21 protein-coding genes and 2 tRNA genes are annotated in these 23,144 nt (G+C 74.8%); 15 read left to right on the plus strand and 8 right to left on the minus strand.

The features are described from left to right. Positions 1-147: 147 nt before the first annotated feature. The 3 genes from EV188_RS03315 (at position 148) to EV188_RS03325 (ending at position 1,200) form a co-directional block, all read left to right on the plus strand. Positions 148-219, plus strand: a tRNA-Gln gene (locus EV188_RS03315). Positions 220-269: 50 nt separating this feature from the next. Further along, positions 270-342: transfer RNA gene (locus EV188_RS03320), tRNA-Glu, on the plus strand. Positions 343-405: 63 nt separating this feature from the next. Beyond that, positions 406-1,200 (plus strand): alpha/beta fold hydrolase, encoded by a 795-nt coding sequence (locus EV188_RS03325; protein WP_133824766.1) that lies wholly within the window; start codon positions 406-408, stop codon positions 1,198-1,200. Here EV188_RS03325 and EV188_RS03330 read toward each other — a convergent pair. Next, on the minus strand, positions 1,197-2,144 hold the full coding sequence (locus tag EV188_RS03330) for an EamA family transporter (protein ID WP_133824767.1): 948 nt from the start codon (positions 2,142-2,144) through the stop codon (positions 1,197-1,199). The genes EV188_RS03325 and EV188_RS03330 overlap by 4 nt on opposite strands. A 143-nt stretch (positions 2,145-2,287) precedes the next feature. On the opposite strand from EV188_RS03330, the gene EV188_RS03335 reads away from it, so the two are divergent. Continuing rightward, positions 2,288-3,496 carry a cytochrome P450 gene (locus EV188_RS03335; protein WP_166659697.1) on the plus strand — a complete coding sequence of 403 codons (1,209 nt, stop codon included), beginning with the start codon at positions 2,288-2,290 and terminating at the stop codon, positions 3,494-3,496. On the opposite strand, the gene EV188_RS03340 is transcribed toward EV188_RS03335, so the two are convergent. Further along, positions 3,486-4,409, minus strand: a complete 924-nt coding sequence (locus EV188_RS03340) for a LysR family transcriptional regulator (protein WP_133824769.1) — start codon at positions 4,407-4,409, stop codon at positions 3,486-3,488. The two genes, EV188_RS03335 and EV188_RS03340, sit on opposite strands and share 11 nt — an antisense overlap. A 99-nt stretch (positions 4,410-4,508) precedes the next feature. On the opposite strand from EV188_RS03340, the gene EV188_RS03345 reads away from it, so the two are divergent. The 9 genes from EV188_RS03345 (at position 4,509) to EV188_RS03385 (ending at position 13,358) form a co-directional block, all read left to right on the plus strand. Continuing rightward, complete coding sequence (locus EV188_RS03345) at positions 4,509-5,651, plus strand: LLM class flavin-dependent oxidoreductase (protein WP_133824770.1); 1,143 nt, start codon at positions 4,509-4,511, stop codon at positions 5,649-5,651. After that, positions 5,648-6,508: a fumarylacetoacetate hydrolase family protein gene (locus EV188_RS03350; RefSeq protein ID WP_133824771.1), complete on the plus strand. Its 861-nt coding sequence runs from the start codon at positions 5,648-5,650 to the stop codon at positions 6,506-6,508. Before EV188_RS03345 ends, EV188_RS03350 begins: the two co-directional genes overlap by 4 nt. Further along, a complete protein-coding gene (locus EV188_RS03355) occupies positions 6,505-7,431 on the plus strand; it encodes an ornithine cyclodeaminase family protein (protein ID WP_133824772.1) in 927 nt (308 codons plus the stop codon). The genes EV188_RS03350 and EV188_RS03355 overlap by 4 nt, the downstream gene beginning before the upstream one ends. After that, positions 7,428-8,348 (plus strand): 4-hydroxy-tetrahydrodipicolinate synthase, encoded by a 921-nt coding sequence (gene dapA / locus EV188_RS03360; protein ID WP_133824773.1) that lies wholly within the window; start codon positions 7,428-7,430, stop codon positions 8,346-8,348. Before EV188_RS03355 ends, dapA begins: the two co-directional genes overlap by 4 nt. Before the next feature lie 17 nt (positions 8,349-8,365). Continuing rightward, entirely contained in the window at positions 8,366-9,685 is a 1,320-nt protein-coding gene (locus tag EV188_RS03365) for an MFS transporter (RefSeq protein WP_133824774.1), read from the plus strand. Next, positions 9,682-10,833: a cupin domain-containing protein gene (locus EV188_RS03370; protein ID WP_243741446.1), complete on the plus strand. Its 1,152-nt coding sequence runs from the start codon at positions 9,682-9,684 to the stop codon at positions 10,831-10,833. Before EV188_RS03365 ends, EV188_RS03370 begins: the two co-directional genes overlap by 4 nt. Beyond that, on the plus strand, positions 10,830-11,984 hold the full coding sequence (locus EV188_RS03375) for a cytochrome P450 (protein WP_133824775.1): 1,155 nt from the start codon (positions 10,830-10,832) through the stop codon (positions 11,982-11,984). The genes EV188_RS03370 and EV188_RS03375 overlap by 4 nt, the downstream gene beginning before the upstream one ends. A gap of 21 nt (positions 11,985-12,005) precedes the next feature. Next, the gene (locus tag EV188_RS03380) at positions 12,006-12,635 is read left to right on the plus strand and encodes a trimeric intracellular cation channel family protein (protein ID WP_133824776.1); all 630 of its coding nucleotides are present in this window, start codon (positions 12,006-12,008) and stop codon (positions 12,633-12,635) included. Positions 12,636-12,731: 96 nt separating this feature from the next. Then, complete coding sequence (locus EV188_RS03385; RefSeq protein ID WP_133824777.1) at positions 12,732-13,358, plus strand: L,D-transpeptidase; 627 nt, start codon at positions 12,732-12,734, stop codon at positions 13,356-13,358. Positions 13,359-13,412: 54 nt separating this feature from the next. On the opposite strand, the gene EV188_RS03390 is transcribed toward EV188_RS03385, so the two are convergent. Both EV188_RS03390 and EV188_RS03395 read right to left on the minus strand, forming a co-directional pair. Further along, positions 13,413-14,987: a DUF1996 domain-containing protein gene (locus EV188_RS03390; protein WP_133824778.1), complete on the minus strand. Its 1,575-nt coding sequence runs from the start codon at positions 14,985-14,987 to the stop codon at positions 13,413-13,415. Between the two features lie 292 nt (positions 14,988-15,279). After that, positions 15,280-15,588 (minus strand): hypothetical protein, encoded by a 309-nt coding sequence (locus EV188_RS03395; protein WP_133824779.1) that lies wholly within the window; start codon positions 15,586-15,588, stop codon positions 15,280-15,282. 60 nt (positions 15,589-15,648) lie between these two features. Here EV188_RS03395 and EV188_RS03400 point away from each other — a divergent pair, with 60 nt between their 5' ends. Beyond that, the gene (locus EV188_RS03400; protein ID WP_133824780.1) at positions 15,649-16,020 is read left to right on the plus strand and encodes an ArsR/SmtB family transcription factor; all 372 of its coding nucleotides are present in this window, start codon (positions 15,649-15,651) and stop codon (positions 16,018-16,020) included. Between the two features lie 2 nt (positions 16,021-16,022). After that, entirely contained in the window at positions 16,023-17,972 is a 1,950-nt protein-coding gene (locus EV188_RS03405) for a heavy metal translocating P-type ATPase (RefSeq protein ID WP_133824781.1), read from the plus strand. A gap of 3 nt (positions 17,973-17,975) precedes the next feature. Here EV188_RS03405 and EV188_RS03410 read toward each other — a convergent pair whose 3' ends face one another. From EV188_RS03410 to EV188_RS03425, 4 genes are all read right to left on the minus strand, one after another. After that, positions 17,976-18,359, minus strand: a complete 384-nt coding sequence (locus EV188_RS03410; protein WP_133824782.1) for a DUF2255 family protein — start codon at positions 18,357-18,359, stop codon at positions 17,976-17,978. Between the two features lie 48 nt (positions 18,360-18,407). Further along, positions 18,408-20,429 carry an HNH endonuclease signature motif containing protein gene (locus tag EV188_RS03415; protein ID WP_166659698.1) on the minus strand — a complete coding sequence of 674 codons (2,022 nt, stop codon included), beginning with the start codon at positions 20,427-20,429 and terminating at the stop codon, positions 18,408-18,410. 92 nt (positions 20,430-20,521) lie between these two features. Continuing rightward, positions 20,522-21,160, minus strand: a complete 639-nt coding sequence (locus tag EV188_RS03420; RefSeq protein WP_133824784.1) for a DJ-1/PfpI family protein — start codon at positions 21,158-21,160, stop codon at positions 20,522-20,524. A gap of 31 nt (positions 21,161-21,191) precedes the next feature. Beyond that, the gene (locus EV188_RS03425; RefSeq protein WP_133824785.1) at positions 21,192-23,105 is read right to left on the minus strand and encodes a S9 family peptidase; all 1,914 of its coding nucleotides are present in this window, start codon (positions 23,103-23,105) and stop codon (positions 21,192-21,194) included. Positions 23,106-23,144 lie beyond the last annotated feature (39 nt).

The raw sequence follows: 23,144 nt of genomic DNA on the forward strand, positions 1-23,144 counted from the left end.
TTACCGGGCGCTCCACCGGGGTCCTGAGCTGCGGGGCAGAGGTGGTCCCGGGGTCGCTCCGGGGGGTGTCGAACCTCCGCGCGGCCATGTCCTAGACTGGTCGACGTCATCGGGCAGAGCGCGCTGCGTCACGCTCGGTGATCGCCTTGGGGTATGGTGTAATTGGCAACACGGCTGATTCTGGTTCAGTTGTTCTAGGTTCGAGTCCTGGTACCCCAGCTGCGAGCGGTGGCGGAGCGTGATCTAGAGTCGTCGCCGTTCTCTCCTAGGGCCCCGTCGTCTAGCGGCCTAGGACGCCGCCCTCTCAAGGCGGTAGCGGGGGTTCGAATCCCCTCGGGGCTACTCCACGAACGCGGTGCACCGTCCTCGGTGCACCGCGTTCGTCGTCTCCGCCGGAGGGCTCGCATGTCGCCGACCACCTTCGTCCTCGTCCACGGTGCGTTCGCCAACGCGTCGCACTGGGGGCCGGTGTGCCGGGCGCTCGCGCTGCAGGGCCACCGGGCCGTCGCGGTCGACCTCCCGGGTCACGGGCTCGACGCGCGGCCCACCGGGCTCGCCGGGATCTCCACCGCCGACGACGTCGCCGCCGTGGTCGCGACCGTCCGCGCGGCGCGCGAGCACGGCCCGGTGGTGCTCGTGGGGCACAGCCGCGGCGGGATGACGGTCACCGCGGTGGCGAACGCCGTGCCCGAGCTGCTCGACCACGTCGTCTACGTCTCGGCGTGGTGCTGCGTCACCGCCGGTCCGTCGACCTACCTCGCCGAGACCGGTCCGTCGGCCCTCGACGTCCTCGCGCCGAGCCTGATCACCGCCGACCCGGCCGAGGTGGGGGAGCTGCGCGTCGACCTGCACACCTCCGACGCGACGGCGCTCGACGCCCTCCAGGACGCGCTGCTCGCCGACGGCACCCGCGCCGAGCTGCTCGCGGTGCTCGCGGCGATGGACGTGCGCGAGGCGCTGGCGATCGACGAGGACGCCGTGCGCGTCGACCCGGGCGCATGGGGCCTGCTGCCGCACACCTACGTGCGGCTCAGCGGGGACCGGGCACTGCTGCCGGCGCTGCAGGACCGGTTCGTCGCCGAGGCCGACGCCGCGCTGCCCCAACCGTTCACGGTCGTCGACGTGGCCACCTCGCACGTCGGGGTGCAGCTGTGGCCGGAGCGGCTGGTGGAGGTGCTGACGGGGCTCGCGCCGGACTAGTCGCCCGGCGGCTCGGCCCACCGGATCAGCGCGATCGCCGCGACGACGAGCACGCCGCCCGCGACCTGGGTCGCCGTCGGTTCCTGGGACACCAGCCACCACGCCCCGAGCACGGCGAAGAGCACCTCGCTCAGGCCGACGAACGACGCGAGCCGCGACCCGAGGCGCGCGACGGCGGCGATCCCGGTGAGGTAGGCGAGCGCCGTCGACAGCGCCGCGACGAGGACGACGCCGACCCACCACGGCGCGGTCCAGCCCGCGAGGTCGATCGGGGCGGTGTTCGCCTCGAGGGGCAGCAGGCCGACCAGGCCCACGAGCACCACGACGGCGCTGCCGACCAGCGCGCCGCCGGCGGTGAGCACGAGCGCCGGCGGGCCGTCGACCTCGCCGGCGTCGGCGGACAGGCGGAAGTAGGCCGCCAGGCACACCGCGGCGCCGAGCCCCCAGAGCACGCCGACGACGTCGACGTCCGCGCCGCGCCCGACGTCGAGCACCAGCCCGAGGCCGGCGATCGCGAGGGCGGCGCCGACCAGCGTCGCCGGCCGGGGCCGCGCGGCGGTGCGCGCCCAGGTCCACGCGAGCAGCAGGACCGGAGCGGTGTACTCGATGAGCAGGGCGACGCCGACCGAGAGGTGACCGACGGCGCTGAAGTAGCAGATCTGGGCGCCGGCCAGCGGGACGACGCCGTAGACGACGACGGGACGCAGGTGCCGTCGTCGCAGGTAGCGGCCGCGCGCCGCCATGACCGCCAGCGGCACCACGAGCAGCAGCGCACCGCCGCCGAGCCGCCCGAGCACCACGGCCAGCGGCGACCACCCGGTGGCGAGCAGCGCGGCGGCGAACGGGCCGGCGAGACCGAACGAGAACCCGGAGAGCAGCGCGATCGCGAGTCCGGGCGCGGTGCGGGCCCGCTGGTGCTCGGCCTCGGCGCCGGGGTCGCCCACGATCGATCATCAGAGCAGGTGACGGTCGCGGCGGGCAAGCAGAACCATCACGGAACGCTGATGGGTTCCCCGGGTTTCCGGTATTGGTGCTGATGGAACGCGCGCTCCTAGCGTGGGTCACTCCGCGACCGAGGAGCCACCCCATGACCGCGACGACGCCGTCGATCCTCGACGACCCCGCCTTCCTCACCGGTGACCGTCACGCCGGGTACCGCGCGATGCGCGACGCCGGCGCCGTCCTCGTCGTCGGCGATCCCGACCATCCGACCCACGTGCTCACGCGGTACGCCGACACCCAGGCGGTCCTGCGCGACACGACCGGCCGCGTGCAGCCGGAGGGCCAGGACGCGCCCCCGTGGATGGCGCCGGGACCGGCGCGGCGGCGGCTGCGCGCCAACATGGTGCAGACCGACCGGCCGATCCACACGCGGCTGCGGGGCGTCGTCGCGCCGCTGTTCACCGCGCGGCAGGTCGAGAAGCTGCGGGCGGCCGCGGCGGCGGAGGTCGCCGACGAGCTCGGCGCGCTCACGGCGGCGGGCGGGCGGTTCGACGCGGTGTCCCAGCTCGCGGCGCGGGTGCCGCGCGGCGTGCTGCGCCTGCTGATCGGGATGCCCGACGAGGACTGGGACTCGCTGCTGCGCACCCAGATCGACTTCCTGATGATCTTCTCGCCGTTCCCGCTGGACGCCGAGCGGCACGCGCGCCTCGACGAGGTCTCGCAGTTCTACTTCGACTACTTCGACGGCCTGCTCGGGCGCACCACCGCACCGACGGACCTCGTCCGGCGTCTGCTCGACGCCGAGGCGCAGGGCGAGCTCTCCCGCGACGAGGTGCTCTCGCTCATGCACACGGTGCTCGACGCCGGCTTCGAGACCACCCGCACGTCGATCGCCAACGTCGTCGAGCTCTTCGCGACGGTCCCTGGTCTCCTCGACGCGGTCCGGGGCGACCCGGCGCTCGTCACGCCGATGGTGGAGGAGACGCTGCGCCTGCGGGCGCCGGTGCAGGTGATCCCCCGGATCCTCACCGCGCCGTTCACGGCCTCGGACGGCACGACGGTCCCGGCCGGCGCGACGACGCTCTGCGCGCTCGGCTCGGCGAACCTCGACGAGCGCACCTTCGACGAGCCGGAGCGGGTCGACCTCCACCGCCCGAACGCCGCCCGGCACCTGGCGTTCGGCGGCGGCCTGCACCACTGCCTCGGCGCGCCCCTGGCCCGCATCCAGCTCCAGGAGACGATCACCGGGCTGGCCCGGCACGCCACGCAGATCGCGCCGGACGGCCCGTCGGAGCGGTTCGGTTCGCTGATGTTCCCGTCGCTCGCGACCCTGCCGGTGCGCCTCAGCTCCTGACGGCGCGCTTGCTCGCCGCGACCTCGCGCAGCGCCGCCACGGCCGCGCGCTGCAGCGGCGAGAACCAGCTCGTGTCGCGGGAGAACAGGCCGATGCCCTCGACGAGCTCGGCGTCCCGGATGCGGACGGCGCGCAGGCGCCCGGACGCGACGTCGTCGGCGACGCAGTACCAGGGCGCGAAGCAGACCCAGTCGTTCGCGGCGACGGCCGCCTTGAGGGCCTCGGCGTGCCCGAGCCGGATCACGTAGGTCGGGGCCGGCAGGCCGTGGGCGCGCAGCTGGTCGTGCAGCACGCGCTCGATCGCGACGCCGGACGGCACCCCGACGATCGGGAGCTCGAGGACGTCGGCGAGGTCGATCTCGTCGCCGCCGGGCGGCCCGTCGGGTGCCGCGCAGAGCACGATCTCCTCGTCCCACAGCTTCTCGGCCTGCACGCCCGCCGGGGGGACATCGTCGTACCAGGTGGTGACCGCGAAGTCGACCTCGCCGATCTCGACCCGGCGCATCGCGACGGCCGGCTCGCTGATCGAGATCGTGATGTCGGCGCCCTCTCGGGCGCGCCGCAGGTCGGTCATCAGCGGCGGGATCAGGTAGGTGCCGATCGCCATGCTCGTCGCCACCGCGAGCGAGCCCGCCGTGCCGGCGTCGAGGTCCTCGATGTCGCGCTGCACCTGGGCGCCGCTGGCGAGGACCTCCTTGGCCCACGCGTAGAAGCGCGTGCCCGCCTCCGTCAGCGCGATCCGCCGCCCCTCGCGGACGAACAGCGGCGCCTTCACCGCCTTCTCGAGGGTCCGCAACTGGGCCGACACCCACGGCTGCGCGACCTGGAACCGCTCGGCGGCCCGCGTCACGCCGCCCTCGTCGACCACCGCGCAGAACATCTCGAGGCGGCGCAGCTGGGACGACAGAGTCATACGAGAAAGCTTATCGAAGGGTCGCACTACTCGTCATGGTGCTATGTGTTCCAGCTCTCTAGCGTCGGATGCACACCACCACGGACGAGGAGGTCTGCGATGCATCCGCTGGTCAGCGGCAACACGCTCAAGCTCGGCCTGTTCTGCACGAACGGATCGGGGGCGTCGCAGACGCTGGTGCCCGAGGCGCCCGAGATGGACTGGGACCGCTCGGTGCGCACCGCGCAGGCGGCCGACCGCGCGGGCTTCGAGGCCGTCGTGCCGTTCGCGCGGTGGAAGGGCTACCCGGAGGGTCGCCCGGAGCACCGGTCGGGGCGGGTCATGGAGCCGTTCACGTGGGCGGCCGGCATCGCCGCGGCCACCGAGAACATCGGCGTCTTCGCCACGTCCCACGCGCCGACCCTGCACCCGATCGTCGCCGCCAAGCAGGCGGCCACCGTCGACCACATCTCCCACGGACGGTTTGCCCTCAACGTGGTGGGCGGCTGGAACCGGCCGGAGCTCGAGATGTTCGGCGCGCCGATGCGCGAGCACGACGAGCGCTACGACCACCTCGCCGAATGGCTCGAGGTGGTCCGGAAGCTCTGGGCCGAGACCGAGGAGCTCGACTTCCACGGGCGGTTCTTCGACATCGTCGGCGGCGTCTCGCAGCCGAAGCCGGTGCAGCCCACCATCCCGATCATGAACGCGGGCGGGTCGCCGCGCGGCATGCGGTTCGCCGCCGAGCACGCCGACCTCTGCTTCGTGATCGTGCAGTCCGAGGACGAGGACGCGATCCGCGCGCAGATCGAGGGCTACCAGCGGATGGCGCGCGAGGAGTTCGGCCGCGAGGTCCGGCTCTGGACCCACACCGTCGTCGTGCAGCGCGACACCCAGGCCGAGGCCGACGCGTACCTGCGGCGGTTCTCGCAGGAGTTCGAGGACGTCGAGAGCGTCGACGCCTGGATGCGGCTCCAGGGCGCGAACACCCAGCTGATGCCGCCCGAGGTCATGACCGCGATGCGCCAGCGCTTCGCGGCGGGGGCCGGGGGATTCCCGCTGGTCGGCACCGCGGAGACGATCGCGGAGCGCCTCGAGATGCTCAGCGCCGCGGGCATCGAGGGCGCGCTGCTGACCTGGGTCGACTACGACGCCGGCCTCGCCGACTTCACCCGCGACGTGCTGCCGCGCCTCGAGCGGGCCGGCGTGCGGACGCCGGTCGGGACCCCGGCCGCGACCCGGGAGCCGGTGGCGGCGGGATGAGGATCGCGCGCTTCCGCACCGCCGCCGGCCCCGCCGTCGACACCGGCTTCGGGGTCGTGCTCGGCGACCACGTCGCCCGGCTCGACCACCGTGTCGCGTCCTTCGACGACCTGCTCGCCGACCCCGTGACCCCACTGTCCGACGACCCCCGCGTGCCCGTCGCCACGCTCACCTGGGAGCCGCCGATCGGCGACCACCCCAAGGTCGTCTGCGTCGGGTTCAACTACGCCGCGCACGCCGCCGAGTCGACCCGCGCCCCGGACGAGCCGTCCCGCCCCACCCTGTTCGCCCGCTTCGGCGACTCCTTCGTCGGCGCCGGCACACCCGTCGTCCGACCGGACGGCGAGGACTCGCTCGACTGGGAGGGCGAGGCGGCCCTGGTCGTCGGCCACCCCGGCCGGCGCATCCCCGCCGCCGACGCCTGGTCGTACGTCGCCGGCGTCACCTGCGTCGCCGAGAACAGCGTCCGCGACTGGCAGCTCCACTCCACCCAGGCCACCGCCGGCAAGAACTGGCACCGGTCCGGCGCCGTCGGCCCGTGGCTGACGACGGCCGACGAGGTCGGCGAGGGCCCGCTGCGCGTCACGACCCGGCTCAACGGCGCGGTCGTCCAGGACGACACCACCGACAGGCTGACCTTCGGCTTCGCCGAGCTCGTGGCCTACGTCAGCACCTTCACCCCGCTGCGCCCCGGCGACCTCATCGCCACCGGCACCCCACAGGGCATCGGGCTGCGCCGGGACCCGCCGCGGTTCCTGCGCCCCGGCGACGAGCTGGAGGTCGAGGTCTCCGGGGTCGGGGTCCTGCGCCACGGCGTGGTCGACGAGGTGCCGGCGTTCGCGGAGGTGGGGGCATGAGGTTCTGGACCGAGGACGACGTCCGCGCGGGGCTGACCGTGCACGCGGCGATCGAGGCCCTGGAGCGGGTGCTCGCCCACGAGGCCGACGGCACCGCGTGGAACGTCGACAAGACGATGAGCACCTGGCCGCTCGAGGACGGCCGCGGCAGCGCGCACGCGCTCGGCGCGGTCGACCTCGCCGCCGACGTGACGATCTTCAAGACGTGGGTGAACACGCCGGCCGGGGCGAGCGCGCTGATGACGCTCTTCGCCGCCGGCGACGGCGCCACCCTCGGCGTCGCGGAGGCCGGCGCGGCCGGGGCGCTGCGGACGGCGGGCATCTCGGGGGTCGCAACGCGGTGGCTCGCCGACCCCGATGCCGACGAGCTCGCCCTGCTCGGGGCCGGCCGGCAGGCGCTGCGCCAGGTCGAGGCCGTCGCGGCGGTCCGCCCGCTGCGCCGGGTCCGGGTGTGGAACCGGACGGCGGCCGGCGCCGAGGCGCTGGCGACGCGGGTCCGCGACGAGCTGGGCCTGCGCGCCGACGTCGCGGCGAGCGTCGAGGACGCGACCCGCGACGCCCCGGTCGTCACCGCGATCACCCGGGCCGCCGAGCCGTTCCTCGCCGCCGGCCACCTCGCCGCCGGCGCCCACCTCAACGCCGTCGGGGCGATCCTGCCGACGCACGCGGAGCTGGCCCCCGACGTGCTCGCCACGTCCGCGCTCACCGTCGTCGACAGCGAGGCCAACGCGCGCCGCGGGTCCCGGGAGCTGCGGGAGCACTGTGGATCGGAGGACGAGTGGGGCGGCGTCCGCACGCTCGCCGAGGTCGTCACCGGCAAGGTCGCGCGGCCGGAACGCCCCCGCCTGACCGTGTTCAAGGGGATGGGCATGGGCCTGTCCGACCTGGCCGTGGCCGGGCTGCTGGTGGGGGAGCGGTCGTGAAGTTCCGCAGCGACCCGTCCCGCATCCGCGGCTCGATCGCCCCGGTGATCACGCCGTTCCTCGCCGACGGCGCCCTCGACCTCGACTCGCTGCGCGGCCTGGTCCGCTGGCAGCTCGCGTCCGGGGCGCACGGCGTCTCGATCGGCGGGTCGACCGGCGAGCCGTCGGCGCAGTCGGCGGCCGAGCGGATCGCCGCGATCCGTGCGGTGGCCGAGGAGATCGACGACGCCGTGCCGTTCCTGCCGGGCACGGGGTCGGCGAAGCTCGACGAGACCCTCGAGATCACCGCGGCCGCCCGGGACGCGGGCGCCGACGCCGCGCTGGTGATCACCCCGTACTACGCGCGGCCCACCCAGGAGGCGCTGTACCGCTGGTTCGCGACGGTCGCGGGCGAGTTCCCGGACCTGCCGATCGTGATCTACAACGTGCCCTCCCGGACCGCGGTCGACGTGGCGCCCGAGACCGTGGCCCGCCTCTTCCGTGACTGCGACAACGTCGTCGGGGTCAAGGAGACGACCAGGGACTTCGAGCACTTCTCCCGCGTGCTGCACCTGTGCGGGCGCGAGCTCATGGTCTGGTCGGGCATCGAGCTGCTGGGGCTGCCGCTGCTCGCGCTCGGCGGCGCCGGGTTCATCTCGGCGGTCAGCAACCTCGCGCCGTGGGCCGTCGCCCGCATGTACGAGGCGTGGGAGGCGGGCGACCACGAGACCGCTCGCGAGCTGCACTACGGCCTGCACCCGCTGGTGGACCTGCTCTTCGTCGAGACCAACCCGGCGCCGGCGAAGTCCGTGCTGCTCCGGCAGGGCCGGATCGCCTCCGACCACGTGCGCCCGCCCCTGATCCCCCTCACCGACGAGGCCCGCCCGCGGGTCGACGCGCTGCTCGCGCAGGGTGCCGCCCTGCTCGAGAAGTCCTGACCCGAGAGAGGACGACGATGTCCGAGCCCCACCGTCCCCGCCGGGTCGCCCTCGCCGGCCTGATCGGGACCACCATCGAGTGGTACGACTTCTTCATCTACGGCACGGCGGCCGCGCTGGTGTTCGCGCCGCAGTTTTTCCCGCAGGTCAGCCCGGTCGCCGGGACCCTCGCGGCGCTGTCGACCTTCGCCATCGGCTTCGTCGCCCGCCCCGTCGGCGGGGCGGTGATGGGCCACTTCGGCGACCGCCTCGGGCGGCGGCGGATGCTCGTCGCGTCCCTGCTGATCATGGGTGTCGGCACCCTGCTCATCGGGCTCCTCCCGACCTACGCCGCCATCGGCGTCGCCGCGCCCGTGCTCCTCGTGCTCCTGCGGTTCGTCCAGGGCATCGGGGTCGGCGGGGAGTGGGGCGGGGCCACGCTGCTGGCCCTCGAGCACGCGCCGCCGTCGAAGCGCACGCTCTACAGCTCGCTGCCGCAGGTCGGCCTGCCGCTGGGGGTGGTGCTGGCGAGCCTGGTGTTCCTCGTCGTCCGGCTCGGCCTGGACCCGGCGGCGTTCGCGGCGTGGGGCTGGCGGGTGCCGTTCCTGCTCAGCGCCGTGCTCGTGGTCTTCGGCCTGGTCCTGCGACTGCGTCTCGACGAGAGCCCGGAGTTCGAGCAGGTCCGGGCGCAGACCGAGGTCCGCCGGGCACCGCTCGCCGACGTCCTGCGCACCCCGCGCGTCCTGGTCCCGGCGGCCTGCCTGAACGTCCTGGTGTCCGGGCTCGCCAACGTCCTGCTCGTCTTCACCCTGGGCTACGTCGCGACGCGGCAGCTGGTCGGGGCGTCGACGATGCTGGCGGTCACCGTGGTCACCGCGCTGGTCTGGGCGGGCGTCATCCCGCTCGCCGCGGTGTGGGCGGCACGCCGCGGGCGACGTCCCGTGATCCTCGTCGGCGTCGCCGTGCTGACCCTGTGGGCCTTCCCCTACTTCTGGCTGATCGACACCGGCACGGTCCTCGGCACGCTCGCGGCCTGCGTCGTCGCGGGCGCCGGCTTCGCCGTGGCGTCCGGGCCGTACGGCGCCTACCTCGCCGAGGCGTTCCCGACCGCCGTGCGCTACAGCGGCGCGTCCGTCGCCTACGCCGTCGGCAGCGTCCTCGGCGGGGCCCTCGCCCCGATCGTCGCCACCGTCCTCTTCGCCGCGACCGGCACCGGCACGGCGATCTCCGCCTACGTGGTCGTGCTGGGGCTGGTCAGCCTCGTCGCGACCCTCACCCTCCGCAGCCCCCATCCCGTGACGGACGAGCCGGCGTCGCCGGCGCCGGCCGACGCGCCTCTCGAGAGGAAGCCCGCATGAGCCTCACCCACACCCGCCCCGAGACCCGCCCCGACACGGCCACGCGCATGGTCGACGTCAGCGGCGACCCCGCGTCGACGCCGCAGCCGTGGGCCCCGGTGAAGATCGCCCGCGCGGAGATCGAGGCCGAGATCGAGCGCCTCGCCGCCGCGCCGCGTCCCGCCAACGGGCGCCGCGGCGCCCGGATCGTGCACCCGTCCGCGGTCGCGCCCGGCCTCGGGCTCTCGCCCGGGATCGCGGTGACGATCGAGGTGCTCAACCCGGGGGAGGAGACCGCGCCGCTGCGCGAGAACGCGCACCGGGTGGAGATCGGCATCCTCGGCCGGGGCCGCATCGAGGTCGCCGACTCCGGCGTCGACCTCGCCCACCTCGACGTCGCCAACCTGCCGTCGATGCAGCCGTTCCGGTTCCGCAACGACTCCACCGACGTCTGGGCCCGGCTGAGCTACTCCAACGCGCCGCTGCTCGAGAAGCTCGGCGTGCACTACGCCGAGGACCTGCCGCTGACCTGGCGGCCCTCGCCCGCCGACGCGCCGGCCCCGACGACCGAGGACAGCGAGAAGGTCGCCTACACCCGCGCGACCGCGCCCGACATCGCCATCGGGACGCAGGGCGCGCGGCTGCGGGGCTACGAGTTCCTCGTCGACATCGAGGTCGTCGAGTCCCGGGCCCTGCACTGGCCGTGGGCCGAGGTCGCGTCGCACCTGTCCACCGAGGTGGGCGACGGCAAGCGCACGATCATGGCGCTGTACAACCCGGCGACCCAGCGCCGGCAGGGCGCCACGCACAGCTTCTTCGTCACGGCGTCGGGGATGCCGGCGGGCCGCCCGCCGCGGCCGCGGGGGCCGGGGCACCGCCACTCCTCGGTCGCCATCAACTACCACTTCGCGGGCTCCGGGATGAGCACCGTCGACGGCCAGGACATCACCTGGGAGGCCGGCGACCTGCTGCTCTCGGCGCCGGGCTGGCTCGAGCACGCCCACTACGAGGGGCCCGAGGGCCTCGCCGTCTACACCGTCCAGGACCACCCGCTGCACATCGGCATGGAGTCGCTCGTGTGGCAGGAGAAGATGGACGGGCCGGTGCTGGCACTGGGTTCCGAGGCGGGCCAGACCGGCTTCGTGGGGCCCCGCGAGGCCGGCGAGTGAGCATCGACTGGGACCCGTACGACCCGACGCTGACCGAGCCGACCGTCTGGGACGTCTACACGGCGGCCCGCGCGGCCGGGCCGGTGGCGCGGTCGGGGCGCCGGGGCGGGTTCTGGGTGCTCACCGGCTACGACGACGTCCGCGCGGCCCTGCGCGACCCGGGCACGTTCTCGTCGGCATCGGGCCACCGCATCCCGACCGACGGCACCCAGCACTCGATCCCCATCGACTTCGACCCGCCGCTCCACACCGCCTACCGGCGCCTGATGGGGCCGGCGCTCTCGACGACGCGGGTGCGGCAGATGCGGCCGTTCCTCGAGCGCACGATCGCCGACCTCGTGGCGGGGTTCGCGGCGCGTGGGGGTGGCGATTTCGTCCGTGAGGTGGCGCTGCCGCTGCCGCTCGCGGTGCTCACCGAGCTCGTCGGGTTCTCGCCGGGCACGGTCGAGCGGTTCCGCGAGGTCACCGAGCAGACGTGGTCGGGGCTCACCGCCGGCGGGGAGGAGGTCGACTTCGCCGGGGCGTTCCGGCGGATCTCCGAGCTCATGGCGGGCGAGCTCGCCGCGCACCGTGCGGACGGGGCCGACGACTTCGTGTCCACGCTGCTCGCGGCCGACCTCGGCGAGGACGAGCGGATCAGCATCCTCGCCACGTTCGCCGTCGCGGGACACGAGACGACGATGAACGCGGCGAGCACGCTGGTCGCCCTGCTGCTCGAGGACCCGGCCCGCCAGGAGCGGCTGCGCGCCGATCCGTCGCTGGCGCCGGGGTTCGTCGAGGAGATGCTGCGCCACCGCAGCCCGGCACAGAACTTCGCGCGCCGCGCCACGTGCCCGGTCACGGTCGCGGGGCAGCGCGTCGAGGAGGGCGACGCGGTGCTGCTGTCGTTCGCGGCGGCCAACCGCGACCCGGCGCGCTTCCCGGATCCCGACCGCTTCGACCCCGACCGCGACGTCCGCGGCCACCTGGGCTTCGGGTGGGGCATCCACCTGTGCCCGGGCGCCGCGCTGGCGCGGGCCGAGCTGACGATCCTGCTCACCGAGCTCTGCGCCCGTCCGCCGCTGCGCCTGCGCGGTGAGGTCGGCTGGAGCGGGCTGCAGGGCGGCAACCACCTGGGCCCCACCACCCTGCCGGTCGTCTTCGGGGAGTGAGGCGCCCGTCAGGATGGCGCCATGACGACGGCCGCGGTGACGGCGCTGGTCCTCGACCTCGCCGGGACGTTCGCCTTCGCCCTCAACGGCGCGCTCACGGCGGTCCGGGCGGCGCGCCTGGACATCGTCGGTGTGATCACGCTCGGGATGATCACGGCGCTCGGCGGCGGGATCGTGCGCGATGTCCTGCTCGGTGCGCTGCCGCCGGCGACGTTCAACGACTGGCGCTACCTCGTGGTCGCCGGCGCCGGGGGGCTGCTGGCCTTCGGGCTGAGCCGCCAGCTCGAGCGTCTCGCGACGCCCATCGAGATCTTCGACGCGCTCGGCCTGAGCCTGTTCGCGGTGACGGGCGCGGCGAAGGCGATGGCGCTGGGAGCGGGCGCCGGGCAGGCGATCCTGCTCGGCGGCATCACCGCGGTGGGCGGGGGCACGATCCGCGACGTGCTCGTGCGCCGGGTCCCGACGGTGCTGAGCAGCGAGCTCTACGCGATCCCGGCCCTGCTCGGGGCGGCGGTCGCCGTCGTGGGGACGCGGCTCGGGGCGGGCCCGCTGGCCCCGGCGCTGGCCGGGGCGGCGCTCTGCCTGCTCGTCCGGCTGGTCGGTCTCCGGTACCGGATCGACGCGCCCCACCCGCCGGGTCGCCCCGAGTGACGGGCGCGCGTCACCCGGTCGGCGGCTGAAGGGCCCGGTCCGGCCCGTCGAAGGAAGGGGGACGGGGCGCCCGCCCGTCGTGGAGGAGGACGTCCCATGAGCTCGACCCCGGCAGGACGCGGCCGTCACCGGCTCGTCGTCGCGCGGAGCGCGCTGCGCCGGTACCCCGGTCGCGCGGCCGCCGCCCTGGGCGCGCTGGCCGTCACGGCGGGCACCGCGCTCGCCGTGCCCGCGATCGCGGCGCCGGCCACTGCCCAGAACGTCGAGGAGAGCCCCGCGGCGCGGGCCGCGCACGCCGAGGCCCTGGTGCCCGGCACGCCGTGCTCGGCGTCGGCCCGGGCCTGCGTGGACCTCGAGTCCCAGCGGGCCTGGCTGATCCGCGACGGCAAGGTCACCCGGGGCCCGATGACGATCGCGTCCGGCGGCGAGGGCCGCGCCACGCCGGTCGGGCACTCGCTGCGGGTGTACCGCAAGGAGGCCGACCACGTCTCCGGCGAGTCGAAGACCCGCGACGGGCGGCCCGCGCCGATGCCGTTCTCGGTGTTCTTCGCCGACGGCGGGATCGCCTTCCACAGCGGCGACCCCTCCCGCTCCTCGGCCGGCTGCATCCGCATGGAGACCGACGACGCCCGCGCGACGTTCGACGACCTGCAGGTCGGCGACAAGGTCCAGGTCGTCAACGCCTCGGAGGAGCAGGTCGCCCGCGGCGGCGCCACACGCTGACGGCGGGCGGGGCCACCGTGGTGGCCCCGCCCGCCGGTCGGCGTCAGCGGGGGATCAGCCCTCGCGCGGGATGTCCGCGCACCGGATACCGGTGTTGATGCACTCCGCGCCGCGACGCGACTGCGCCTCGGTGGCGAGGTTCTCGTAGTCGGAGTGGTCGGTGCGCGGGTCGTGCTGCTCGTTCGGGAAGCTGTCGATCGAGAACGAGCGGCCCGCGGGCTGGTCGTAGGTCAGCGTGATCCGCAGCGCCGGCACCGGCACCTCGTCGCTCTCGCAGTTGCCCCGCTCGTCCGGGAACGTCATGTGCGAGCGCAGGTCCTCGGTCTCGAGGTTCTCGCCGTCCCAGCAGCTCGGGTAGTCGAGCATGCGCACGAGCTGCGAGCCCGGGCCGCAGATGGGGTACTTGTCGGTGACCCGCTCCTCCTGCCCGGTGCAGGTGTACTTGGCGTTGACGTTCTTCTGGTCCTGCGCTCCGGCCTTCGCGTTGCCCATGATGATCATGAGGTGGGCGGGCATGGGCTCGATCTCGCGGTCGCCGTGGCCGCGGAAGCTCAGCTCCGCCGAGCGGGGCCGCAGGATCGAGCCGACGTTGCCGTCGAGGCTGCCGCCGTCCTCGCCGACGTCCGGGCCGGTGCCGTTCAGGTCGCGGACGACGGGCCAGAAGAACGTCGACTGGTCGCCGTTGCCGCAGGACGTGGCGCCCTCCTCCAGCGAGCTCTCGTCCGAGTTCGCGTCGGTGGTGCGGTTGCCGACGTAGTCGTGGACGTGCTGGGCGCCGTTCCGCTTGCCCGGCGCGGCCATGTAGTTGTCGGAGTTGTTGTGGTCGCTCACGCCGCAGTCGACGGTGTAGGAGCCGCGGTTGAACACGCCGCCCTCGCCGAGGGTGCCGCCGGTCGGCTCGACGTCGGCGATGTCGACGTAGTCGTCGGCGCCGGCCGGGGCGGCCTCGTCGCGACCGGGGAACGGGTCGGCGGCCGCGGCGGCAGAGCCGGCGTCGTCGTTGGTGCCCTCGACCTCGCCGACGTCCTCGGCGGGCCGCTGCCGGTTCACGCGATCGCTCTGCTGGTCGGCGCCCTGCTCCTCGGCCTCGCCGTCCCGACCGTCCTGGTCGCCCCGGCCCTCGGTCTCGTCGTCCGCGGTCCCGTCGTTCGCGGTCCCGTCGTTCGCGGTCTCGTCGTTCGTGCCCGGGTCGTCGGCACGCTCGTCGTCGCGGGCGTCCTCGCCGTCCCGGGAACCCTCGTCGCCCGCGCCGTCCTCGGTCGAGGCGCCCTCGCCGGATCCGTCCTCGCCGGAGCCGCGGCCCTCGTCGTCACCGGAGCCGTCGTCACCGGAGCTGTCGCCGCTCGAGCCGTCGTCGCCCGAGCTGCTGTCCGAGTCACCGCCCGAGTCGCTGTCCGAGTCTCCGCCGGAGTCACCGCCGGAGTCGCCGCCCGACTCACCGTCGCCGGACCCCTCGCTGTCCGAGGACCCGCCGGTCAGGGCGCTGAGGATGCCGCCGCCACCCTCGCCGGAGTCGTCGGCGGCCGCGGAGCCGGCCACCATGACGACGCCGAGGGTGACGAGCAGGGCCGCCACGGCCGCGATCAGGCGTGTCGGCAGGCTGGAGCGATGTCGTCCGCGTCGGGGCACGGGGAACCTCCTGAGGGGGCCCGCGACGTCGGGGACGGGGGAGCTCGTCCGCGGGTCGACGCCCGGGCAGGGGTGTCCTGTGGGGGTCGGCGGAGCGCGGACGGCGGGATGACGAGGGGGAGCGTCACCGCCCGGCTCCGACGAGAGATCACGGTAGGGACACGGCGCGCCGGTGATCGCCTGTCTGAGAGCCCGGCGGTCGCGCCGACGCCCAGAGGCTCGCTGGACGCGCCGAACAACGCCCCGTCTGCGCCGGATGTCCTAATCGGGCGGCCGAGTGCCCCGGGGTCTCTCAGGTCCGTTCCGTCGGGCTCCCGGACGATCTCCGCAGCACGCGCAGGGCGGCCGCCGCGAGCACCGTGAGGAGGAGGAAGCCGCCCGCGAGCGCGAGGAAGATCCAGGAGCCGGTGAGGACGTAGACCAGGAGCCAGGCGGCGGCGAACGCGGACGTGGTCCAGAGCTGGAACACGTAGCGGCGGCGCTCGTCGGGCCGCACGCGGTCGACGAGCCGGGGGCCGGTGTCCCGCTGCGCCGACGCGGACAGGGCCCTCCGCCGGGCGGCGGCCGCGTCCTCGGGCCGGGACGGCGTCCTGTCGGTCACGCCCGCACGGTACCGGCGCCGGCACTGTCGCAACGATCCAACGCTCGTTAGCGTGTTGGCGTGACCGAGCCGGCGCGTCCCGACGACCAGTGCGACCTGCTGTGCCTCGACCTCCCGCACGCCGAGCACATCCGGACGACGCTGCCCGATCTCGAGGTCCTGACGGCGCGGGCGGCGCTCGGCCGGGCGCTCGCCGACCCGACGCGCCTCGCCGTGGCCGCCGCCCTCCTCGCCGGGGACGAGCTGTGCGTCTGCGACATGGCGTGGGTCGTCGGCCACGCGCAGAACCTGGCGTCGCACCACCTGCGCCAGCTCCGGTCGGCGGGCCTGGTGACCTCGCGGCGCGACGGCAAGCTCGTCATGTACCGGCTGACCCCCGTCGGGCGGGAGCTCGTGCGCGCCGTCCTCGGGCCCGCGGTGAGCGAGGTCTGACCGTGTCCGACGCGTGCTGCGGCCCCGACGAGACGCCGGCCCCGACCACGCGGGCCTGGTGGCAGGTGCGGGAGCTGCAGTACGCGCTGGTCGCCGCGGTGCTGCTGCTCCTCGGATGGATCCCCGTGCTCGCCGAACCGGTCGCGATCGGCCTACAGCTGCTCGCGGCCGCCGTCGGCGCGCTGAGCTTCGTGCCCGGCGCACTGCGCGGTCTGCGCCGGGGCCGGCTCGGCGTCGGCCTGCTGATGACGATCGCCGCGGTCGGCGCCGTGGCCCTGGGCCGGTTCGAGGAGGCCGCCCTGCTCGGGGTGCTGTTCTCCACCGCCGAGGGCCTCGAGCACTTCGCGGTGGAGCGCACCCGCCGGGGCCTGCGCGCGCTCCTGTCGCTCGTCCCGCGCACGGCGTCGGTGCTCCGGGACGGCGGGGAGGAGCAGGTCGCGCCCGAGGCCCTCGTCGTCGGCGACCGCCTGCTGCTGCGGCCCGGCGAGCGCGCGGCGACGGACGCGACGCTGGTCGGCGGCGCCACGGTCCTCGACGTCTCGGCGATCACCGGGGAGTCGGTGCCCGTCGAGGTCGGGGAGGGCGGCGGCGTCCCGGCAGGCGCGATCAACGCCGGCAGCGCGGTGGAACTGGTCGTCGCGGCGCGCGCCGTGGACTCCTCGCTCGCGCGGATCGTGCACATGGTCGAGCAGGCCCAGGAGCGCCGCGGCGCCGGGCAGCGTCTCGCCGACCGGATCGCGCGGCCGCTGGTGCCGGCGATCCTGGTGCTCGCGGCGCTGGTCGCGGGCCTCGGCGTCGTGCTCGGCGACCCGCTGCGCTGGATCGAGCGCGCCCTCGTGGTGCTCGTCGCCGCCTCGCCCTGCGCGCTGGCGATCGCCGTGCCGCTGACGGTCGTGGCGGCCGTGGGCGCGGCGAGCCGGCACGGCGTGCTGATCAAGGGTGGCGCGGCGCTGGAGGAGCTCGGCCGGGTCGAGGTCGTCGCGCTCGACAAGACCGGCACGCTGACCCGCAACGATCCTCGCGTCGTCGAGGTCGTGGGCGGCGCGGCGACGCGCGACGAGGTCCTGGCGCTCGCCGCCGCCCTGGAGCGCCGCAGCGAGCACCCGCTGGCGGCCGCGATCGTCAGCGCGGCCGGCGACCCGCCGGTGGCGGCGGACGTCGCGACGGTGCCCGGGCGGGGGGTGACCGGTGTGGTCGACGGCGGCCGGGTGCGACTCGGTCGCCCCGACTGGGTCGGCCCCGATGACCTGCGGGAACGGGTCGCGGACCTCGAGGAGGCGGGCGCCACGGTCGTCGTCCTCGAGCGCGACGGCCTGGTGCTCGGTGCCCTGGCGGTCCGTGACGACCTCCGCGCCGAGGCGCCCGAGGCCGTGACGTCCCTGCGTGCCCTGGGCCTGCGGACGGTGGTGCTGACCGGCGACAACGCCCGCACCGCTCGCGCCCTCGCGGACCGGGCCGGCATCGCCGACGTCCACGCCGGCCTGCTGCCCGAGGACAAGGCCGCGCGGGTGGCGGAGCTGGGCGACCGTGTGGCCATGCTCGGCGACGGCATCAACGACGCTCCGGCGCTCGCGACCGCCCGGGTCGGCGTCGCGATGGGGGCGATGGGCACCGACGTGGCGCTCGAGACCGCGGACGTGGCGCTGATGGGCGACGATCTGCGTCACCTCCCGCAAGCGTTCACCCACGCCCGGCGGGCGCGGCGGATCATGCTGCAGAACATCGGCCTGTCCCTGGCGATCATCGTCGTGCTCATCCCGCTCGCGGCGCTGGGCGCGCTGGGGCTGGCGACGGTGGTGTTCGTGCACGAGCTGGCCGAGGTCCTGGTCATCGGCAACGCCCTGCGCGCGGCGCGGATCGTGGCGCTGCCGTCGGCGCGCCCGCCGCCACCCGTGACGGCTCCGGGCCTCGCGCCGGCGCCGGTCGTGTCCGGCGGGGACGGGTGCTGCTGACGGCTACGGCTCCGGGTCGAGCCGCAGGGTGGTGGCGGCGGCCTCGTCGCCCACCATGCGCTCCACGGAGCCGGCGCCGTAGCGCGCGCCGTACTTGGCGCGGTAGGCGTCGTCGACGATCTCCCGGTCCGCGGTGCCCAGGTCGTCCACGGTGACGTCGGCGTCGAGGCCCGGGACGTGGACGCGCGCCCGGCCCGACTCCAGGACCCGGCCGAACCAGCCCGTGGACCGCCGGTACCAGGTCCGGACGTAAACCTGGTTCCCTGCGCTCACGACCCAGATCGGGGTCGCGCGTCGCAGGGTGCCGTCGGCCCGCCGGACGGCGATCTCGAGCTCATCGGCTTCGGCGACCTGCTGCAGCGCCTCCGCCGACCAGGTGGTGGTCATGGGAGATCACGCTAGGAGCTCGACCGCACTCGATGTCCAGGAGCGCGGTCAGAACGGCGGCGGGTCGTCGGGGTCGAAGGGCGGGGCCGGTGTCAGGGCCGGCGCGGTGCGGCGGGTGCGGAACTTGGTGGCGAACGCGGCGGCGAACTTGTCGCGCCAGCCGGGTTCGTCGGGGTCGTCGTCGCCGGGGTCGGCGTCGGGCCCGGTGTCGGGCCGGCCGTCGTGGGGCAGGGGCCGGGGCCCGGCGGTGGGCCGGGGCCCGGGCAGTGGTCGGAGGATCTGCGGTGGGCTGGTGGTGTGGGTGACACCGGCGCGGGTGCGGATGACGAACCAGCCGGGCAGGGGTTGGCGCACGTGCCAGCCGGCGAGGTGTTTGGCGCGGTGGTCGTGGCTGCACCAGGTGCCGAGGTTCCAGGACAGGCTCGGTCCGCCGGAGGCGTGCTCGCGGGTGTGGTCGATCTCGGCGCGGTGCGCGCGGCTGCGGCACCAGGGGGCGACGCAGGCCCGGTCGCGGGCGCGGATCCAGCGTTCGGTCTCGGCGCCGGCGCGGCGCCGGGTCCACAGGTCGGGGCCATGGTCGGCGTCGGGGGGACGCCCGAGGGTCCCGGAGGCCACGAGGTCGGTGAGGCGTTGCTGGAGCTCGGCCAGCAGCGGTGCCCATCCGGGGTGGTCGGTGGGGTCGAGGGCGGCGAGCAGTGTCGTCGGAACCTGGAGTTCGACGATCGCGCCGGTCCGGGTCGCGCCCGGTGCCTGCCCCCGTGCCCGATGTCGGCCGCGGGGGCTGGGTGGTCGTTCGGGTCGGCGGCGGGCGAGCAGGACGTGGTGCAGATGCCCACCGGGATCGGTGAGCACGACGCGCCATTCACCGTGGCGGCGGGCAGCGACCAGCTCGCGGGCCACGATCGCGGAGACCGCGCCGTAGCCGGGGACGGTACCCGGATGCTGGTCCAGCCCCAGCGCGGTCGACAGCCGGAGCCGGACCTCCACGGTGCCCTGGCGCAGCCGCCCGGCCCGGGGCTCGGGCTCGACGGCCGGCAGCGGCACATCGAGGAGGCCGAGCACGCCCTGCCCGGCGGGTGGCGCGGGCTCGTCAGCAGCGCCGTGAGGCCCATGGCCGTCGTGCCGGTCGTCGGGCCCATCGGCCGGCCCGCCGTCGCCGGGTCCGCCGTCGCCGGGTCCGCCGTCAGGTCCGTCGTCGTCGGGGTCGTCACCACCGTCGGGGTCGTCGGGGTCGTCGGGGTCGGGTGGGGTGATGTCGGCGTGGTACTCGGCGGCGAGGAGTTCGGCGACCTCGGTGTCGGTCATCCCCGCGGTCGACCCGTCGAGCAGCCGGGTACCGACCTGGCGGCGCAGCAGCGTGATCGGGGTCAGCACCCCGAGCCCGCGCACCACCGCGGCCAGCGCCTCGATCCGCGACATCGACGCGATCCCCTCCGCCGCGGGGGCGTCCACCACCGCCAACGTCGCGGTCCCCGAGGGGTTCATCGTCAGATCCACCCGCCCCCGCGCCTCCGCCCGCCGCCGACGCCGCTCCGCCCACTCCGGGTCGATGTCGAGCACCACCTCGGCGACCCGCTCCCGCAACGCCATCACCGCCAACCCCTGGGCTTCGGGCAGCACCGTCGCCACCGCCAGCCGGGCGTGGTCGTCGGCCAGGTCGCGGGTCAGCTCGCTGATCGCGCGGACCTTCGGCTCGTCGAGGCGCCCGTCCCACAACGCCCGACCCAGCGCGGGCAGCCGCACCGCCAGGTCGTCGGCGAGATCGAGGCGCGCCGACGCGGCGGTGCGTGAGCAGCCCAGCACCGCGGCGACCTCGTCGCCGGAGAACTCATCCGAGCTCGCCAGCCGCCCGGTGTGCCCGTCCTGCGCGGTCCCCAGCTCGCGGAGTCCGGCCAGCAACTGGGCCTCGGCCCGGTTGTGCACCCGCCAGCGGGCCTGCACGTAGGCCGCCAGGTCCTCCCCGGTCAGGGTGGTCGGGTCGATCCCGTCGAGCTCGGCCACCAGACCCGCATCCGGCTCACGACCCGCCAGCGCGGCCAGGCCGCACCCCAGGTTGTGGTCGATGCTCACACCGAGAACGCTAGAACCGACCCCCGACAACGCCGGACCGAAAAGAGCAGGTCAGCCCGCGCTCCAAGGTCACAGAACGACAACGTTCCTCGTCACCGCCGGGCGTTCCGGTACTCCGCGACGCGGGCCATGACGTCGTCGCCGACCTTGCTCGGATGCCCCGCGTCGAACGGCGGCTCGGGGTCGTACTCGATGAAGACCTGGGTCGCCCGGGCGGCGAGGTCGTCCTCGAGCAGGGCCACCAGCCGGATCGCCATGTCGATCCCCGAGGAGACGCCGGCGGCGGTGATGATGCGCCGGTCGAGGTGCTCGACGACCCGCTGGTGCACCGGCACCGCGCCGAGCTCCTGCAGCACGTCGACCGCACCCCAGTGCGTCGTCGCCGTCAGGCCGTCGAGCAGCCCGGCGGCGGCCAGCAGCAGCGCCCCCGTGCAGACCGACGTCGTGTACCGCGTCCCCGGGTGGACGGCCCGCAGCCACGCGAGCAGCGGGTTCTCCTCGAGCAGCGCCCGGCTCCCGAACCCACCCGGGACGATCACCACGTCCGGCGCCGGGACCTCGGCGAACGTCGCGTCGGCGACCATGCCGAGGAACCCGTTCTCCGTCCGGACCTCCCCGCGCTGCTCGGCGACGAACACCGGCTCGACGTCCGGCAGCCGCTGGATCACCTCGTAGGGCCCGACGGCGTCGAGCGCGGTGAACCGGGGGAAGATCGGGATGGCGACCTGCACGCTGGCTCCTCGGTGGACCCGGAGACGGGGGTCAGAGACGGTCTCCCCCCAGATGCTGCGCGAAATGCTGCTCGATCGCCCGGTACAGGCGGAACTGGTTTTCCGGGTTCGCGAAGCCGTGCCCCTCGTCCTGCGCGACCAGGTACTCCACCGGCACGCCCCGCTGCCGCAGCGACGCGACGATGTTGTCGGACTCGGCCTGCACCACGCGGGCGTCGTTGGCGCCCTGCGCGACCAGCAGCGGCGTGCGGATCCGGTCGACCATCGTGATCGGCGAGCGGGCCAGCATGTCGGCCTCCTGCTCGGGGTCCTCCGGCTCGCCGACGTACCGGTACCAGTTGTTGATCATGCTGGGGCGGGCGAACGGCGGCAGCGTGCGCATGAAGTTCGCCAGGTTCGAGATGCCCACGTAGTCGACCGCGGCGGCGAAGAAGTCCGGGGTCACGGTGACGCCGACCAGCGACGCGTAGCCGCCGTACGAGCCGCCGTAGATGCCGATGCGGTCCGGGTCGGCGACGCCCTCGTCGACGGCCCAGCGCGCGGCGTCGACGAGGTCGTCGTGCATCGTGCCCGCGAGCTCGCCGATCGCGGCGGTGATGTGCCGGCGCCCGTAGCCGCTCGACCCGCGGAAGTTGACGTGCAGCACCGCGTAGCCGCGGTTGGCGAGGAACTGCGACTCGGGGTCGTAGCCCCACGTGTCGTGCGCCCACGGCCCGCCGTGCACGACCAGCACCAGCGGCAGCCGCTCGGCGGGCACCCCGACCGGCAGCGTCAGGAACGCGTGCAGCGGCAGCCCGTCGCGGGCCGGGAAACGTACCGGCGTCATGGGGGCCAGCTCGTCCGGGTCGAGGTGCGAGAACGCGCGGAAGAGCAGCCGGCTCTCGCCGGTCTCGCGGTCGTGGAGCCAGGTCACGCCGGGCTCGCGGTCGTGGACGAAGATCGCCAGCCACCAGCGCTCGGCGTCGTCGGACAGCGCCGAGTGCAGCACCCCGTCCGACAGCGCCGACAGCGTGGCGAAGAGGTCGGCGTAGGCCGGGTCGATCACCTCGATCCGGGCCCGGTCGCCGACGAAGCGGGCCGCGATCACCTCGTGCGTGCGGGCGCTCTCGAAGACCGTGGAGGGCATGAGGCCGGGCGCCATCATCCCCATCGTGTCGAGGCTCGCCCCGTCGGCGGCGGCGACGACCGTCTCCTCGCCGGTCTCGCGGTCGATGCGCACGAGCCGCAGGTCGTCGGAGTCCTGGTAGAGCCCGAGCAGCAGGCCCGACCCGTCCGGGGTGACGATCTGCGGCTGCACGCCCAGCGGGTGCTCCGGCCCGCCGACCCGGCGCAGGAGCCGGGCCTCGAGGGTCTCGGGGTCGACCGCGGAGAACTCGTACGCGCCGTCCTCGGTCAGCGTCGAGAGGAAGACGGGGCGCCCGTCGCGGTCGGTGAGGTAGCTGGACCGCACGTCGGGCTGCTCGTGGAGCAGCGTCGTCCCGCCGGTCGCGACGTCGACCCGGAACGCGTCGAAGAACATCGGCCGCTGGTTCATCCAGACGATCAGCGCCCCGGGGTCCGAGGGCAGCGGCTCGGCCCCGACGACCCGCGACCCCGGCGGCAGCGGCGTCAGGTCCACGGCGGGCTGCTCCGGCGCGGTGAGGTCGACGCGGAAGAGGTGCCAGTCCTCGTTGCCGTCGGTGTCCTGCTGGTAGAGCAGCCAGCGCGGGTCGTCGGTCCAGTGGTACGTCCTGACGCCCCGGCGTCGGTCGTGGGTGACGCAGACGGCCTGCTCGTGGTCCTCGTGGAGGCCGCGGACCCAGACCTGCGTCCGGCCGTACTCCGGCGCGAGGTAGGCGAGCCGCGTCCCGTCGGGCGAGATCGTCGCGTGGGCGAAGTCCGGGTTGTCGAAGTACTCCTCGACGTCCCGGAGCCGGGGCCGTGTGCTGGTGGGCGTCTGCGTCATGCCGACCATGCGACGGTGTGCCGTCACGGCATGCTCAAG

This window comes from Actinomycetospora succinea (genome assembly GCF_004363095.1).
Taxonomy (GTDB): Bacteria; Actinomycetota; Actinomycetes; order Mycobacteriales; family Pseudonocardiaceae; genus Actinomycetospora; species Actinomycetospora succinea.